This is a genomic window from Arthrobacter sp. SRS-W-1-2016 (assembly GCF_002009585.1).
Taxonomy (GTDB): domain Bacteria; phylum Actinomycetota; class Actinomycetes; order Actinomycetales; family Micrococcaceae; genus Arthrobacter; species Arthrobacter bambusae_A.
Genome location: NZ_MTPV01000035.1, coordinates 1 through 14,814, shown reverse-complemented (window position 1 = coordinate 14,814; position 14,814 = coordinate 1). Strand labels below are relative to the sequence as shown.

At 63.3% G+C, this 14,814-nt stretch carries 14 protein-coding genes and 1 pseudogene; 8 read left to right on the top strand and 7 right to left on the bottom strand.

What is annotated here, in order from left to right; genetic code table 11:
* Positions 1 to 2: 2 nt before the first annotated feature.
* Positions 3 to 2,456: a glycoside hydrolase family 32 protein gene (locus BMF89_RS08405; RefSeq protein ID WP_139359605.1), complete on the bottom strand. Its 2,454-nt coding sequence runs from the start codon at positions 2,454 to 2,456 to the stop codon at positions 3 to 5.
* Between the two features lie 475 nt (positions 2,457 to 2,931).
* On the opposite strand from BMF89_RS08405, the pseudogene BMF89_RS08400 reads away from it, so the two are divergent.
* Both BMF89_RS08400 and BMF89_RS08395 read left to right on the top strand, forming a co-directional pair.
* Positions 2,932 to 3,366, top strand: a pseudogene (locus BMF89_RS08400) (prevent-host-death protein).
* A gap of 129 nt (positions 3,367 to 3,495) precedes the next feature.
* On the top strand, positions 3,496 to 3,720 hold the full coding sequence (locus tag BMF89_RS08395) for a hypothetical protein (RefSeq protein ID WP_253190758.1): 225 nt from the start codon (positions 3,496 to 3,498) through the stop codon (positions 3,718 to 3,720).
* 51 nt (positions 3,721 to 3,771) lie between these two features.
* Here BMF89_RS08395 and BMF89_RS08390 read toward each other — a convergent pair whose 3' ends face one another.
* Together BMF89_RS08390 and mobF are read right to left on the bottom strand one after the other, a co-directional pair.
* Positions 3,772 to 4,329: a dihydrofolate reductase family protein gene (locus BMF89_RS08390; RefSeq protein ID WP_078106638.1), complete on the bottom strand. Its 558-nt coding sequence runs from the start codon at positions 4,327 to 4,329 to the stop codon at positions 3,772 to 3,774.
* A gap of 669 nt (positions 4,330 to 4,998) precedes the next feature.
* Complete coding sequence (gene mobF, locus BMF89_RS08385; RefSeq protein WP_253190761.1) at positions 4,999 to 8,559, bottom strand: MobF family relaxase; 3,561 nt, start codon at positions 8,557 to 8,559, stop codon at positions 4,999 to 5,001.
* Between the two features lie 550 nt (positions 8,560 to 9,109).
* Between mobF and BMF89_RS08380 the strand changes: the two genes are divergently transcribed.
* The 3 genes from BMF89_RS08380 to BMF89_RS08375 are packed head-to-tail and all read left to right on the top strand — an operon-like array spanning position 9,110 to position 10,634.
* Entirely contained in the window at positions 9,110 to 9,598 is a 489-nt protein-coding gene (locus BMF89_RS08380) for a MarR family transcriptional regulator (RefSeq protein WP_078106636.1), read from the top strand.
* A gap of 14 nt (positions 9,599 to 9,612) precedes the next feature.
* The gene (locus BMF89_RS22405) at positions 9,613 to 9,963 is read left to right on the top strand and encodes a hypothetical protein (protein ID WP_253190763.1); all 351 of its coding nucleotides are present in this window, start codon (positions 9,613 to 9,615) and stop codon (positions 9,961 to 9,963) included.
* Entirely contained in the window at positions 9,960 to 10,634 is a 675-nt protein-coding gene (locus BMF89_RS08375; protein ID WP_366214764.1) for a zeta toxin family protein, read from the top strand. Before BMF89_RS22405 ends, BMF89_RS08375 begins: the two co-directional genes overlap by 4 nt.
* A 75-nt stretch (positions 10,635 to 10,709) precedes the next feature.
* On the opposite strand, the gene BMF89_RS08370 is transcribed toward BMF89_RS08375, so the two are convergent.
* Entirely contained in the window at positions 10,710 to 10,946 is a 237-nt protein-coding gene (locus BMF89_RS08370; RefSeq protein WP_139359604.1) for a hypothetical protein, read from the bottom strand.
* Positions 10,947 to 11,305: 359 nt separating this feature from the next.
* On the opposite strand from BMF89_RS08370, the gene BMF89_RS08365 reads away from it, so the two are divergent.
* Both BMF89_RS08365 and BMF89_RS22770 read left to right on the top strand, forming a co-directional pair.
* A complete protein-coding gene (locus BMF89_RS08365) occupies positions 11,306 to 11,665 on the top strand; it encodes a hypothetical protein (protein ID WP_078106633.1) in 360 nt (119 codons plus the stop codon).
* A gap of 49 nt (positions 11,666 to 11,714) precedes the next feature.
* Complete coding sequence (locus tag BMF89_RS22770) at positions 11,715 to 11,846, top strand: Tn3 family transposase (protein ID WP_366214767.1); 132 nt, start codon at positions 11,715 to 11,717, stop codon at positions 11,844 to 11,846.
* Positions 11,847 to 11,942: 96 nt separating this feature from the next.
* Here BMF89_RS22770 and BMF89_RS22610 read toward each other — a convergent pair whose 3' ends face one another.
* Positions 11,943 to 12,074, bottom strand: a complete 132-nt coding sequence (locus BMF89_RS22610) for a hypothetical protein (protein ID WP_290439672.1) — start codon at positions 12,072 to 12,074, stop codon at positions 11,943 to 11,945.
* A gap of 23 nt (positions 12,075 to 12,097) precedes the next feature.
* Here BMF89_RS22610 and BMF89_RS22765 point away from each other — a divergent pair, with 23 nt between their 5' ends.
* Positions 12,098 to 12,709 (top strand): DUF4190 domain-containing protein, encoded by a 612-nt coding sequence (locus tag BMF89_RS22765; protein ID WP_216353803.1) that lies wholly within the window; start codon positions 12,098 to 12,100, stop codon positions 12,707 to 12,709.
* Here BMF89_RS22765 and BMF89_RS08350 read toward each other — a convergent pair.
* Together BMF89_RS08350 and BMF89_RS08345 are read right to left on the bottom strand one after the other, a co-directional pair.
* Positions 12,668 to 13,093 (bottom strand): transposase family protein, encoded by a 426-nt coding sequence (locus BMF89_RS08350; protein ID WP_078106632.1) that lies wholly within the window; start codon positions 13,091 to 13,093, stop codon positions 12,668 to 12,670. The genes BMF89_RS22765 and BMF89_RS08350 overlap by 42 nt on opposite strands.
* A 285-nt stretch (positions 13,094 to 13,378) precedes the next feature.
* The coding region (locus BMF89_RS08345) for a putative Ig domain-containing protein (RefSeq protein ID WP_171983436.1) at positions 13,379 to 14,814 on the bottom strand (1,436 nt) is incomplete at its 5' end.

Genomic DNA, 14,814 nt, shown 5'->3' with positions numbered 1-14,814 from the left:
ACTCAGGCGGCCGGGATGTCTTCGAAGGTGACTTGGTCGAGCAGGATATGGCCCCAGCTACCCGTGCCGTTATCGACCACTTGGAGCTGGGCGCTCTGGCCAATGAGGTCGGAGACGTTCCAGGACGTCCACGCGAGGCGCTCGCTGTTCTGGCCCGTCGCGGTGCGAACGACTTGCCCGTTGACGACGAGATTCACCGTGGTCTGATTGTCCGGTTCGCCTCCAACCGCGTTCGGCACGCTGCTGAACACGATCTGGTCCACCATGATGTGGCCCCAGGACCCGGTTGCGTGGTCGATGACCTGGATTTGGGCCTTCTGCCCCACGAGCGTGTGGACGTCCCAGTTCACGTTCGACATCGTCGATGAGTTCTGGCCCGTTGCCGTGCGGACTACCTGCCCGTTGACGAGAAGGTTCACCGCCGCGGCGCCGGACTGGCCCCAGGGGTGGTTTCCGCCCGCGATGAGGAAGTCGATGTAGTCCCGTGTGATCGTGAACGTCGGCGACGTGATCGCGCCCGTGGAGGCATCACCTCCTCCGACGTACGTATCGAGGACCTTGGAACCGAGCTGGTTGGGGAGGGATTCCGCCGTCGGGCCTTGGCCAACGTAACTGCCCGACGGCGTCCAGCCGGCGCCCCACGTCGCGCCCTCGAAGTCGGCGAAGACGTCCGAGGGCCTTGGGTTGTTCCCGCCTCCTGCGAGGAAGTTGACGTAGGAGTGGCCGATGGTGAACGACGGCGAGGTCAGCGTTCCGGTCGACGCATCGCCACCGTTGAAACTGTTGGCAAGCTTATTCCCAAGGTAGCCCGTGACGGGCTGCTGGTTGGGGAGAGCCCCGGTGGCGGGCCCGGATCCGAAGGCCGCGCCCGCCGTCGTCCATGAACCGTAGGTGCTGCCTTCGAAGTCCGTGTACGGCGCCGCGGGATTCGCCTGTTCGGTGATGTTGGCGTATTCCGTGATCGAGAGGTTGGCGAAGTTGGCGCTACCGCCGATTGTGTAGAGGGAGATCCCTGTGTCCGACGACGTGAAGAAGTCCTGGTTCGAGAGTGCGATCCGCCCGTCGTCGGCGAAGACCTCCACGCTGCCGTGGTCCACGAGGATTCGGAGGTGTACGGAGGTCGTGCCCGAGGCAAGCGGAGCCTGGGACTGTTGGTAGGTACCGAAGGAGTACGGCACCTGGTCTTGCGCCGAGCGATCGACGTAGAGGTTGCCCCCGTAGACGCCGATGTTCGTGTGCCGGCTGGCATCCTTGTTCTCGCCAATGGAGATACCGACGTTGTTCAGGGTGGTCCAACTGACGTCCGCGTCGAGTTCGTAGGCCGAGCCGTGGTAGTCGAGGGTTGTCCGTCCATTGACGGTGGCGTTGGCGGGCTTCACGGTTTTGGTGGCGTAGTTGGCCAGATTCGGCGTCGGCTGGGATAGAAGGCTGTAGACGCCGCTGCCCTCGGACTTGAGGCTGAGCTGGCGCACCACGGACATCTGGCCGTTGTAGTTGTCGGTGGAGTCAGTCGGAACGGTGTGCGGCGCGTAGTGCCAGTTGTTCATCCAGCCGATCGCGTATCGGGAAGTGTCGGGATTCGCGGCGTCCGGCCAGGTCACCGAGGCGTACCAGTCCGAGCCCCAGTCGAGCCACTGCGGGTCCGTCTGGTCTGCGACGAACGCCGAGCCGTTCCACGTGCCGGTCCAGTAGGCGTACGTGTCCGGCTTGCCGCTGTAGTCGCCCTGCATGCTCCCGGCCATGATCCAATGCCAAGAACCGTCGTTGGCCTTCATCTGGAAGATGTCCGGGCACTCAACGCCGCCGATGTTCGGGGCGGTGTAACTGAAGTCCGTCTGGTGCGTCCAGGTCTTGAGGTCCGGCGAGGTGTAGAACGTGATCTTCTGCTGGCGGCCGATCGCTGCTACCCACGTAGAGTGCGCCGAGTCCCAAACGATCTTCGGGTCGCGGAACCAATCGGAGGCGTCCGGGTTGGCGATGACCGGTGCTCCGTACTGCGTGAAGGTTGTCCCGCCGTCGGTCGAATACCAGAGGTATTGAGATTGCTGGAACGCGTCGCCGTCGGTGGGCTGCGTGGCGAGCGCGACGACGGCGCCGGCCCCGAAGCCCGCGGTGTTGTTCGTGTCGATCACCGAGGAGCCGGTCCATACGGGGAAGTTGCTTTGGAGCGGGAGGGCGTCGCCTTGGTCGTTGAACAACACAGTGTCCGACGACGTCGCATGTCGCCACCCGCCGGGGCCGTTGTCCTGGTTGCTGTGAAGGTAATACAGGTTGTACTTGCCGTTGAGATAGATGGGCCGCTGGGGGTCGCTCAGCCATCCCGACGGGGGAGTCATGTGGTAAACGGCGCGCATTGGCGGTGCGGCCGCGCTGCCGACGGCTCCTGCTCCGGGGATGTCCCCGGTAACGATGGTGGTCGTGAAAAACATCGTGAGCGCGGCGAAGAGGGCGAGCATGCTCGCCCTCTTCGACAGCCTCCTTGCTGAGTGGGCCATAAAATCTCCGGGTTTCGGTCAGGACTACTCGACCGCCGATAGCTCTGCATCGAGCCTCTGCACACGGCGTTGTTGAGCAGACGGGGAGTTCGTGGTGGAGCTAAGGACTCTTGATTAAACGCTTAATCACGGCAACGATAGCTGTTGAAGTATCGTTGATCAAGCGTTTAATCGCATTGGTTTAGCTGGCTGCCCGGAGGGCCAGGCGGCTCATGAGGGCGTGCCGGATCCGCTGGGCTGGCTGTTCGACCACCGCGCAGCTCAGGAAGCCGAGGGGCCAGGCCGCCACGAGAGCGAGCGCTGCAAGGCTGATTGGTGACCTTCTTGGGTGTGACCCTCTGCTCGAATCCAGACGAGTAGATTCGAGGGCGTCAAGCGACTCTACTTCGTCCCCGGGTCTCGTCCGAAACAATGGGCGCGCTGACGGTGATGTCCCGTGGCAACCCGACGCTCATCTGACCTGAGCAAGCACTCCGCCGAGGTTTTCGCCGAGGCCGAGGACCATCCCGTGACGGTGACCCGGCGCGACGGCGAGACGCTGGTTCTGATGTCGCAGCGTGAAGCCGAGGGGCGCTCCCTCGTGATGAACTTCGCGGCGCAGCTCATCACCGTCACTCTCGATGATCTCGGCTCGCTTGCCGAGCGCATGTCGAAGGCTTTCCCCTGGATGCTCGCCCTCTCGCCAGTCGATAGGGAGTCCTGTGCATAGGACCTCGTCGATGCTGCGCGTGCGTCTTTCTCAACCAACCAGCCGCACCTCGCCATTGCCGAGCGGACCAGTTGGAAAGAGACGGCCACGGCCGTAGCCGCCGGGCTCGGCAGCGCCGACCTCGAGTGGCTTGTGGATGACTGGCTTGTGGAGCGGCCGTAACTGTGGCCGCGGCCAAGAAAGGCGGGCTGGTCCCGCGTCCACCGAAAAAGATTGAGTACGAGATCCGCCTCGCCACCGCCGACGCGCAGAAGGGGTGGCGGGATCTCGTCGCAACGATCCGCAAATCGCATGACGGAGACCTGGGATTTCCTCACCCGGACGCCGTTGGCGACGACGCCGACGAACTACCGGCTGAAGGGCGAACTCGGCATCATCGAGCGAGGTGGCGCGACCTACGAGCGCTGGCAGCACAAGCCGACGGCGAAGGGCGCGGCCCGCATCTGGTTCTACATTAACGAGCGCACGGTCTTTCTCGAGCAGGAGCACACCAGTCATCCGAACGAGACGAAGTAGCCCGAACGAGACTCGTTTCAGCCGAAGCTCACCCGCGACGGACAGCCACCGTCAATCAGCCCGTCGATAGTGCAAGGCGACCGCGCCGTTGCTGAGCGGCTCCGCCGAGATAAGATCGAGGCGCCGGGTGCTAGGCAGTCCGCCCTGGTACAGGGTGGGGCCGTGGCCGGCAATCCTGGGATGGACAAGGAACTTGTACTCGTCGATCAGATCCAGCTGGTCCAGCGCTGTCGCAAGTTTGCCGCTGCCGACGAGCACCCCGCCGGGAGTCGCATCCTTGAGATCCTGCACCGCCGTGCGCAGGTCGCCGACCACGTGGTGGCTGTTGGTCCACGGGAAGTCGCTTCGCGTCGACGACACAACGTACTTCGGCTTGGCCTCCAGTTTGAGCGCCCACTCGCGCATCGCAGGCGGCGCGTCCTCCTCGCCGCGGGCGACCGCCGGCCAGTAGCTCTCCATCATCTCGTAGGTGGTGCGGCCCCAGAGCATTGCACCCCCCTCGTCCATGAGGCGGGTGAAGTAGGCGTGCGTCTCGTCGTCGGCGATGCCTTCCTGGTGGTCGACGCAACCATCCAGGGTGACGTTGATGCTGAAGGTTAGGAGACCCATGCGACGATTCTAGGCCGCCCACTTACCGATGCCTCAACTATCACTGCCTCGCCACGGAGGCTGCGTTCGTCGGAATCACGAAAGCGATCTCCCTGCTCGGAGAGCGGGGATAGCTTAGTTGGCGGAATCTGCACCACCACGCCCCAAGAATGCAGAAAACCCCCGGAATTCCGGGGGTTTTCATTGGCGGTGACGGTGGGATTTGAACCCTTTTCAGCCCCAATCAGGGCATGAAAAAGCCCTAGAATTCAAGGATTTTGGTTACCTCAAATCACCCGTTTTTACATCGGATGTGCCCAAAATGTGCCCAAAAAGTGCCCACGGCCTTTGATGTATCCGTTGGAGGACCAGCGGCGCTGAATCGCCCCGCTTCCAAACCGACGGATCACGTTGAACCCGCTTCCAAACCGACGGATCACGTTGAAACGGGAAGGTCTTCGCCAAGAGATGCAGTTGCGGGGGAGCGCGCCCCGATATCTTGTGCGTGCCGTCCACTTAGGCTTTTGTAAGAGGCATCAAATGGGATGCGACCTGCGGGCTCCAAAGCATCGACTCTGAGCACGGTCATTTCCGCTGACGTGAGATTCCTTCGCTTCTCGTTATCGAAAGGATTCCACTTTCTGAGCGGTCGGAACCTTCGGCCAGCGGTGGGAGGTGCGACTTCTAGCTCTAGATCCGAAGTCCCATGTCCCGCGTCGAGGGGGACTGCGGATAGGGGTCCACCATTGCCGTCGCGGGGCTGGTGCGGGTCTGGGTAGCAGGGGAGAGCTTCGTCTGGAGCCGTTGACGTTGGTTTTGCATGTCAGGCTCGTCCCGGCTCGCAGGGGCTCCGAGCGGAGTGGTGTTGTCGGTGATCGCCCAGCGGTCCCGGTAGATAAGGATTTCCTGGAGCGCACGCCGTCGCCGGTCCGGGGCCGGGATGTTCTGGAGTTGTGAGGTCAGGGCCTGCACCCATGGTTCCTGGCTGGCGGGGATGCGTGCGGCCACGAGTTTGGCGCGGTTGCGGAGGCGCTCTTCGACCTGGGTAACAAGGTTACTCAGGTCGGGACGGTTGCCGGGGCACCGGACGAGCCCTTCGGGTGCTTCGTGGAGGTTGGCGGCGGTGCGTAGCCGGTTGTGGATGATGGCCGTCAGGTCGCGGACTTCGCCGCGGGGCGTCATTGCGTTGAGCACTTCGTGCTCTGCCAGGTTCCGGTCATGTGCTGCCAGACGCTTCCAGGCGGCGACGGCGGGCCCCCATGCCGGGGAGCGCCGCAGATCCACGGCCGAGCCGGGGAAGTTGCTGGTGAGGAAATCCGCGAGGTCCTCGTCAGCGGCGAGTTGGGTGAGATAGTCGTGCTCGGCGGCGAGCTGGTGGAGGGTGTCTGTGCTGTCCTGGAGTTCGTGCCGGGTTTCGTGTGCGGTGTGTTCGGCGCCTTCGGTAGCCAGGACCTGGCCGAGGATCTCCGGCCAGCCAGGCAGAGCTGTCGGATCAATCAGTTCCTCCGCGTCGGTATCGGGTTCGACGATGTAGGCGGTGTTGGTGGTCCGGCCGCGGGTCATGCCGACGTAGAACAGTTCGCGGGTGAGTCTTCCTTCGGTGACGACGGTGTGGCCGGTGTCGACGGTGATTCCCTGTGAGCGGTGGGCTGTGGTCGCGTACCCCAATTCCGTAAACCCGGACAGGTAGCTCCGGTCAAGGTTGATGGTGGCGCCGGTGTCTTTTCTGACGCAGGGCACGGTGCCGGCTTTGCTGGGGGGTGCGGTGATGGTCAGGAGGGTGCCGTTGCGGATGAACCCGCCCAGGCTGTCCCTGATTCGTCGGTCGTTGTGCCGGGCAAGGATCACATCCCCGCACCCGGCCGTGAGGCCGTCGGACAGGGGCACGGTGTGCCGGGTGTCAACGGATCCGGTGGCGGCCCGGTCTTCCTGGGCGCGGCGGTTGAGGACGGTGACGGTGTCATTGTCCGGGGCGATGAGGATGGAGGCCAGCCCTGTTTTCTCGTCGTCGGCCCATCCCGCGTAGGCGGCCTCGATCATCCGGTGGTCGTTTCCCGCCTGGATCCGGCCGTGTCGCTGGTACTCCAGGACCCCGTCCCTGTTCCCGGCCCGCAGCTGGAGCGAGGCGGCGCTTTCCCAGGCGTGGGTGAAGCGGTGCAGGGAGGTCAGCCGCACTGCCCGGCCGGTGCGGTCGAGCCAGCCGAGCATCCCGCCGGCGTCGATGGAGTCCAGCTGGGCGGGGTCCCCGACGAGCACGAGTTTCGCCCCGGCGGCGGACGCCATCGCGGTGAGGGCGGCGAGCTGGTAGGTGGGGACCATGGACGCTTCGTCGATGATGACGAGTTGGCCGGGCTGGAGCTGCCAGCGGGATTGTTCGGCGCTAAGGGTGGCGAGGATCTGTGCCGCCTGCTGCTGCCGCCGCTTCTGGGTCGGGCCGGTGGCCAGGGGGTGTTCCAGGGCGTGTTCGGCGAGGAGGTAGCGTCGGGCGCGGTTGGCTGCTCCGGGGCCGTTGGATTCGTAGAGCCATTTCGTCACGTTTTCCGCTTCGAGTCCCAACGCGTCGCCGAGGACGTCGGCGGACACGGCGGCCGGGGCGAGGGCGACTACGCTGCCGGGGCCGTGGACCTGTTGCCACCCGTCGCTGACGGCTTTCATGGTGGCGGTCTTCCCTGCGCCGGCCGGGCCCGTGAGCGCGTCCAGACGGCGCCGGCTGCTCAGGATCCGGATGGCGGCGTCCTGCTGGTCCGCGAACAGGACGGACCCTCCACTGCCCTGCGTGGCGGTGACGGCGTCGACGGCGTCCCAGGGCTCCAAGCCGGGCGCGTCGGTGGCGTGGCTGGCGGCCATGATGGTCTCCTCGTCGGCCAGGATGCGGGCGTTGGTGAAGACCCGGTCGGTGACCGGGTCGAAAACCGTGTGCCCGTCGGCGGCGAGATCAGCCCGGGCATTGTCAGGTGCGATGTACCGGTAGTCGTTGAGAGGGACTGAGAACGTCTGGGCGGCGTCGGCAAGGGCTTCGATCATCGCTGTCCGTTCGGCGGGGCTGGCCATCCGGATGCCGGCGCAGACGCGTTCGGCCTCGGCGAGCAGATTCCACCGGTTCCAGGTGGCGCGTTTTTGGGCGACCAGGTCCATGACCAGCTGCCCGGTGACCTGCCGCCATTCCGGGGACAGGTCCGCACCTGTGAGGGGCCGGGTGCCGGACCGCTCGACGGTGCCGGCAATCAAGCGTTCCGGCGTGCAGCCAAGGTGTTCGGCCCGGCGACGCCAGGAAGTAAGCCGATCGGTCAGTGGTACGGGTTGGGCGTCCTTGGCCGTCCGGGTGGACAGGGTGGCCTGCTGCCGCAGCTTCAAGACCGTGGCGTCGGAGGGATTGGTCCCGTGTTCAAGATTCCAGAGCCGGACCAGCCGGTCCTTCTCCAGCTCGATGATCCGTGCCCGGGCGGAGAACTCCGTGATCAGCCCGGCATCGACCCCGGATAGCTCGCGGCTGGGGTTGCGTTCGACCGAGGCCGGTGCCCGCAGCTCGGTCTCGGTTCCCAGGCTGCGCCGCAGCTCGTCGAAGAGCAGTCCGTTGTAGTGCTCACTGGCCGCGACCACCGCCTTGTACAGGGTCCGGGAATCGAGAGTGGCCCACGCCCCGTCGCTCGTTCGTTGGACGCGGTTGGCGATGACCAGGTGGGTGTGCAGCTGCGGGTCACCGGCCCGGGATTCCCAATGATCAAACGCGGCGGCGATGGCTCCGCGGACCGCGACGTGCGCCACGCCATTGCGGCCCGTCCGGGTGCCGACGGCCCGGCACTCGAGCCAGACCAGGGTGTCCTGCACGGCACGGTGATGCGCCGCCAACACCTGGTCCCCGGCGTCCTGTGGGCTGAGCGCCCACAGGACCGAGACCGACTTCGGAACGCTGAACGTCAAGTCGAACCCGGCAACGGGGTAACGCTTGGATGTTCCGGTTTCCCTACCCGAACCGGCTGGGACGGTGGCCCGCTGCCCGTGCCGGTGGCCCAGCGGCTCACCGGTGATCGGATGCAGTGCTCCTTCGAAGACTGCCTTCGCCGAATCATCCGTCAGGACGGTGCCGGGGGCCAGGCCGATGCCGTCGATGCCGCTGCCCAGCCAGGTCCCGGGCGGGTTACCGGATTTCGTGTAGTAGTCCGTCAGATCGCGGACGGTCACATCACCATGGGCCGTGGTCTTCATCAGGTACTTCACCCCGGCATCCGCAGACAGCCGGGCAATGGACATGGTCACCGCAATGCCCCAGGAACACCGACGGAATGCGGGCAGGCACCGCACCCCGGGCATGAGATGGTGATGCTGTTACGCCGTTGCTTCACACCCCTTCATCGTCAGCAACGGGTTCGGGCACATGACCACATGACTACCGGCGGCCTGTCACCTTTCCGTCGACAGGCGTGAGTCACTGCTTGGATGCCAGACGTGTGCATGATCCGGATGCGTGCATGACGCGGATGTGTGCCTTGCACACGTTCTTTTTTGGGGCCCAGGGACGAGAATTGTCGTGCCGCGTGGCTATTTATACATACATGGCCCGTTATACATACATGGCCCGCCCATGTGGCGCTTTCCGCTAGTTTTCCGGCGGCGTGAGCGAGCAGCGTTCCGCGCTCACAAATCGGAGGCTCGTGCTGTGGCTGACGAAGAAGAGCGGTGACCATTTTCAAATCGGAGCCTGCCCGTCTCCCGGCCGAGCGCGACGAGTTGCGGGATTCGATCCGCAAGCAGAAGGACCGGACGTCAGCCTGATAAGCTTACTAATATAGGAGGTTTGGATATGACAATTACCAGCCCCGACCACGCACTTGACCTGGCACGCCGTGCCCTGGCCCGTGAAGATCTGGGCCGTCTGGACTATTTGCGGGCCTTGCGGGAAGCGGTGCAGCAGGGATTGCCGCAGCGCGACATCGCCCGTGCGCTGCACATCACCCAGTCCGCGATCAGCCAGGCGTTGACGAAGGCTGAATCCAGGGGCGTGAAGGCGATCCCGGAAGGGTTCAGCGGAGCCAGCCCCTACGAAATCGCGGAGCGTTACGCCGCCGGGGACATTGACCGCAGCGAGATGATCCGCCAGCTGTCCGCGTGGCCTTATGTGAAAGCCCCGGACCACACGGAACAGCTGTCCATGGAGTGGAAGGCGATCCTTCCCCCGGACCCTCCCGGAACTTTCGAAGAGGTAGGGGAGGCTCTCGACAAGGGCCTGATCGACGGGGACGCCTACGACATCATTCTGGACGCGGCCGAAGACACTCCGGACGTGCCGTGACTACTCTGTAGAGCGTGACTACTGACGATCAGGCCGCCGAGCACCGTGCCCAGCTGGAACGCCTGTGCGCTGACGGAGGACCGCTGAGGACCCACTCCCGGTACACGACAACCCGGAACCCGGAATGGTTCAGCGTCAAGCGGCAGCAGCCGCGCCAGGAACGACGCGCCCTGCACAACGAGATCCTTGCAGCCTTCGTCGCAGCGCATCCGGAAGTGCTCAGGAACCGCAAGGCCATCGTCCTTGCCGGGCCCCTGGAGCGGGGAAATCCACCGCCCAGGATGCGCTCATCGCCCAGACACGGACCGGTCCGGAACACTGGCTGTCCATCAACCCCGATCACTTCAAAGACGAGCTGCTGGTGAAGGCCCTTGCCGACGGCAGCTATGACAGCTACCTGGTTCCGGATGAGGTGCGGCAGCTGGAAGCCGCAGGGGAAAAGTTCTACCCGTGCGAGTTGGCGTCCCTGGTCCACAATGAATCCTCCATCCTGGCCAAGAAAGCCATCAGGGACGCCCTTGAGCGGGGGGACAACATCATCATTGATGGCACGCTCTCAGGTGAGAAGAACGCCTGCGCGCAGCTGGACGCTCTGCAGGCCGCCGGCTACGACGTGAAGGTCGCCGACGTCGAGACCACCCGGCCGGTCAGCGAGGCCCGCACCCTCTGGCGTTGGGAACGCGGCTACCTTGAGTCCGAGAACGGCATCGCCTTCGGCCGTTACGCCGAGCTGGGAGGCCGGTGGGTGCCACAGTCCTTCCCCGCATCGCTTTTCGCCACAGTCGATGCTCAGGAGTCCATCTGCGCGGCCAACGCCGCCGCCGTGGCCGCCGACTACGGATGCGTCAGCGAATACGTCGTGTACCGCGTGGCCGACAAGGACGCCGGCCCCAAGCTGGAAACCACGAAGGGCCGTGCCAAGCCAGACGGACCGCTCGTGGACGGAGAGACCGTGGCCTCAGTTCGCACCGCCTCGACCACCCGCACGCCGCAGCACAGAGGCCGGACCCAGGCCGGCAAGGACTTCGGACGGTAGTAACACGAGACGCATTCCCGGATGGCATCGTGCAGTTCCAGGAGAAGTATCCGGCGGTGATCCTGACTCCCAGGTTCAGTCTTCGGAAGGCTCGTCCGCGCCTTCTTGCCCCTGGACGTCTTCTCCGTAGGCGTATGGCCATTGGCGACGCACCGCGAACTCGTCCCAGCCACCCTGCAGGCGGTTGTGCGCCCGGTTTGCCAGGATCTCGAGGGAACGCACAATTTCCGCCGGTGGTAGCTCGGGCCTGCCGGCGAAGTACCCCAGCAATATATTCACGGCCGTTGCTTCCTGCGGTGTCATTCGAGCCATACGGTAACCGTAGAACGCGCGGACCGGCTCAGGAAGCGTTCGTGGCCAGTTCGACCTTTTCTTCGACCACCCGTTAGCCAGTGATCCTATACCGGGCTGCGGTCACCCAACGCCTTAGGCGAAGGAGTCAACAAGGGGGCAGTCCCTGATGATGAGGTGACAACCCCTCCTAAGTCACCTAGCAACTTGGGAGTCATTCCGGAAAGGAATTGCTAATGGCAAGGTTGCAGCGGCGAAACCTTACCCCGCAGGGCTCTCTTTAACTGCATCCATGAGCACACGAACTGACGGGACCCAACGCACAAGGGAGTCGAGCTGATCCCACTCCACCTGGATCGAAAAGCCCGCCTCTCGTCGCCGTGCCCCGCGCGCCGGGCGCACGACCACAGCAACCATGTACGGCACCTCAAGCACGTCGAGATGGCCGGTACGCTGCCGCAACCGCCCACGCCGAGGAGATCACCCAGCTCGATGCCCAACGGGCGGCACAGGAGCGCCAGCTCGCCGCGATCGGCAAGCAGCTCGAGGAGTCCCGGGAAGCTGAGCGGGCCGCCGCTAAGGAAGCCGCGGAGGCAGCACGCAGACTGGCCACGAACGAGGTCCGCGCCACCACCCTTGAACAGGTCCACAATGCCCTGCTGCAGCGTGTCTCCCCGGACGGAGACAAAGGGTGCGGGGGAGTGAGCAAGTCCAAACCCGAGAGCTTTTCTCCGAGTTGAAGTCCGCAACACCCCGGCCCAGGCCGTCTTCTTCAACAGGCTCGGCGAAATCCGCGACCGGTCCTTCGAGCAGCAGCGCTACCGGGCCGGTGGGCTGAATCTTCTCACCGCGGCCATCATTCTCTGGAACACGGTCCTGCCGCGGCTGCGGTTGCGGGTGTCCTGCTCTGGCGACGGGTGACTGGCCCTACTGACCCGAAGGAATCAGGCTCGGAGCAGCGAACGCCCGTCGTCCGAGCCCGGGCGTCGAGGCTTCCGTTCGGGCGGGATACGCCCTCTACCGGATGGAAGGTCCCGATGCGTGGCCCGCCGCCGCTGCGATCCGCCGGGCAGCCTCTGCCTTGATGGCGTCCCAGGCCGTATGCCAGGAGACGCCGAGCTGGTGGGCAAGGGCGGAGACAGGTGTCAAAAAGGTGACTCGGTGGGTCTCGTATGACAGCTGAGCCGTGTTTAAAAATTGGTGACGCAACAAACCCTTTCAATTCGTTCCTTTCCTCTATTATGAGGGCCATGGGAAACCCGTTTCAGGACAAATCAAACTTCACACCATTGTTGATTAGAACGGGCCTTGGGAGTGTTCTCCTAGGCCTGCTAATCGGATTGGCCCTACAGAATTGGATTAGCGGGCTTCTTCTAGGAGTCGTCGTGTGGGCCATTGGCGCACCACTGTTAGTTAGATTCCTCAAGCGGAAAACGGATCGGGACTTGGCAGCTGCTGAGGAGTTTCTGGACAGAGCTCCGGTTCCGGTGGGTGTGACTTCAGATGGGACGGCGGTTTATACTGCAGACCTGGCATATGGAACGTCCCCCGGCATGGGCCCCAAGTCGGGGACCAACACGTTCGCTATCCTCGCCCTGATTTTTGGTGTTCTCGGAGGTTTGCTCTCCATACCATTCGGACACATAGCCCGATCGCAAATCAAACGGACCCATGAAAGCGGCGCTGGCCTAGCACTTGCGGGGCTTATTCTCGGTTATTTGTGGTTGTCAGGATTTGCGACATTAGTGATCGTCGGGATCATTACCGCGCTTGCCCATCGATAGGCCGTCAAAACGCTGCAGGCCGTCGGTCGCCCACGCAACGGCCCTGGCCGTGAGTTTCGCCCGGGGGCCGGCCAACTCATGTTCTTCGGTGAAGGTGGTTCTGGGGCAGTCAGGTTCCGGGCAGCGCCAGACACGCTTGGCCCACAGCAGCCGCACCGGCCGCCCGAAACAGGGTGTGTCATGGAGCCGGACCTGCCGGCGGCCGTGGCCGACCGCGACGACGCCGCAGTCCGGACAACCGCTGACAGTTTCGGCTGTTTCGACGTGCAGAACCACGCCGGAACCGGTGGCCGTGACAGAGCTGACGTGGATGCCTTCGACACCAAGAAGCGCGTCTGCCCGCTCGCACCAGCGACCGCCCGGGCAGGAAGTAGCATTGGGCATATCAGGGTCTCTTTTTTATTTGGAAGCTTGGTCGCCACCAATTCAAAGAGGCCCTGACCTCTCTCCTCCCGCACCACGCCGCAGCGGCCTCAAGACAGGCTCCTGCTCTCGGCCTCAGACGGCCCTAACCACGCTCATCTGCGAAGCGCAACTTTGATGTATCCCGTTGGGGGTGTCGTCGTCGATGAGAAGGCCTTCTCTTAGAGATCCATTTTGAAAGCCGGCGGTCGCGCCTGCGCGTCACCAAAACCGCGATGAAGGAAGGCGGCCAAGTCGGGACTTGAATCAGTGCACCAACTGACCTATCGACGTAGAGTCCATGCCCCACATCGAAACTGTTTTGTCGCTTATGAAAGCGTATGCTTCTTCATCTGAAACGGTGAGGGACTGAACTCCTGACAGCGTGGCGACTTGGGCTGGCGTGGTTTGGTCGGAGATTGCACCATTTCCGATAAGCTCCGTTCCTGCGTTTCCCCAGGCCCAGGCAGTTCCATCCGACTTGACGGCGAACGCGGTCGAGTCGTAATTGCAGGAAATCTGGTTAACTCCTGAGATATTTGAAATTTTGATTGGTACGTAGGAGTCTGAAAGCGAGCCATTTCCGAGTTGGCCGTGTCCGTCATATCCCCAAGCCCAGATTGTTCCGTCACTCTTCAATCCGTATACCGATTTCATTCCGGCTACCACCTGGGTGATTCCGCTAATGCCCTGAACTTGGGTTGGGGTATGCGCCTCGACAGTCGTCCCGTCGCCCAGCGCACCATTCAGGTTTGACCCCCAGCTCAAGAGCGTTCCATCGCTCTTGAGGGCGTAGACAGAAAAGGATGGATAGGATGTCGGCGAAAGCTCATCGGTCGTGATGGACTGGACGCCAGTGAGGCCCGGAATCTGGATCGGAATTGGAGAGCTGCTTGTGGTTCCGTTGCCCAATTGCCCGTTTTGATTGTCGCCCCAGGCCCACACCGTGCCGTCGTTCCTCACGGCAAATACAGATGCAGTTCCGGTATTATCTGAGCCGCCGCCGGCGGCAAGGCTCGTGACGCCTGTCAGGCCTTGAACCTGAACGGGCGCACTGGAATCAACATAGCTGCCATCCCCGAGCTGCCCGTCCCAATTTCTTCCCCAAGATAATACTGTTCCGTCTTTGGTGAGCACGTATACGGAAAACTGAGAACCGCTGAAGTTATCGGCGGCCGCGTCATTTACTACGACACTCTGAGCGTTAGTAACTCCGGTGATTTGCACCGGAACGCTGGAATTCGTCTGTGTTTGGTAACCGGACTGGGCATAAATGTTTCGTCCCCAAGCCCACACTGTCCCGTCGCCCTTGACAGCATATGCGTTTTGGTACCCAGCCGCGATGCTCTGAATTCCAGTTATCCCTTGGACCGGAACGGGCGTAAATGAGGTCGTTGTCGTGCCATTGCCTAATTCTCCATATGTATTGTCACCCCAGGCCCATACCCCGCCATCGGCGGTCAGGGCGTAAGTTGGCCCCAATCCGTTTCCGAGTGCCGTCTTTATTGTGGTTACGCCAAGCAAGGGAACGGGAAGTCCCGGTTGTACTTGGATTTGCGCGTTTAGTGCGACGGTGGTGCCGGAGCTGTCGGTGGTGGTGATGGTGAGGTTTGTGGTGCCGGAGGTGTTGGGGGTTCCGGTGATGGCGCCGGTGGTGGGTTCGAGATGGAGCCCGGGCGGGAGGGCACCGGTGGTGTTCCAGG

Bases quoted from the DNA above. Each gene is read 5' to 3' on its own strand.
- mobF (WP_253190761.1), bottom strand. From the start codon at position 8,559: ATGTCCATTGCCCGGCTGTCTGCGGATGCCGGGGTGAAGTACCTGATG.
- BMF89_RS08350 (WP_078106632.1), bottom strand. From the start codon at position 13,093: ATGCCCAATGCTACTTCCTGCCCGGGCGGTCGCTGGTGCGAGCGGGCA.
- BMF89_RS08370 (WP_139359604.1), bottom strand. From the start codon at position 10,946: ATGGCTCGAATGACACCGCAGGAAGCAACGGCCGTGAATATATTGCTG.
- BMF89_RS08380 (WP_078106636.1), top strand. From the start codon at position 9,110: ATGACAATTACCAGCCCCGACCACGCACTTGACCTGGCACGCCGTGCC.
- BMF89_RS08390 (WP_078106638.1), bottom strand. From the start codon at position 4,329: ATGGGTCTCCTAACCTTCAGCATCAACGTCACCCTGGATGGTTGCGTC.
- BMF89_RS22765 (WP_216353803.1), top strand. From the start codon at position 12,098: ATGACAGCTGAGCCGTGTTTAAAAATTGGTGACGCAACAAACCCTTTC.
- BMF89_RS08395 (WP_253190758.1), top strand. From the start codon at position 3,496: ATGACGGAGACCTGGGATTTCCTCACCCGGACGCCGTTGGCGACGACG.
- BMF89_RS08405 (WP_139359605.1), bottom strand. From the start codon at position 2,456: ATGCTCGCCCTCTTCGCCGCGCTCACGATGTTTTTCACGACCACCATC.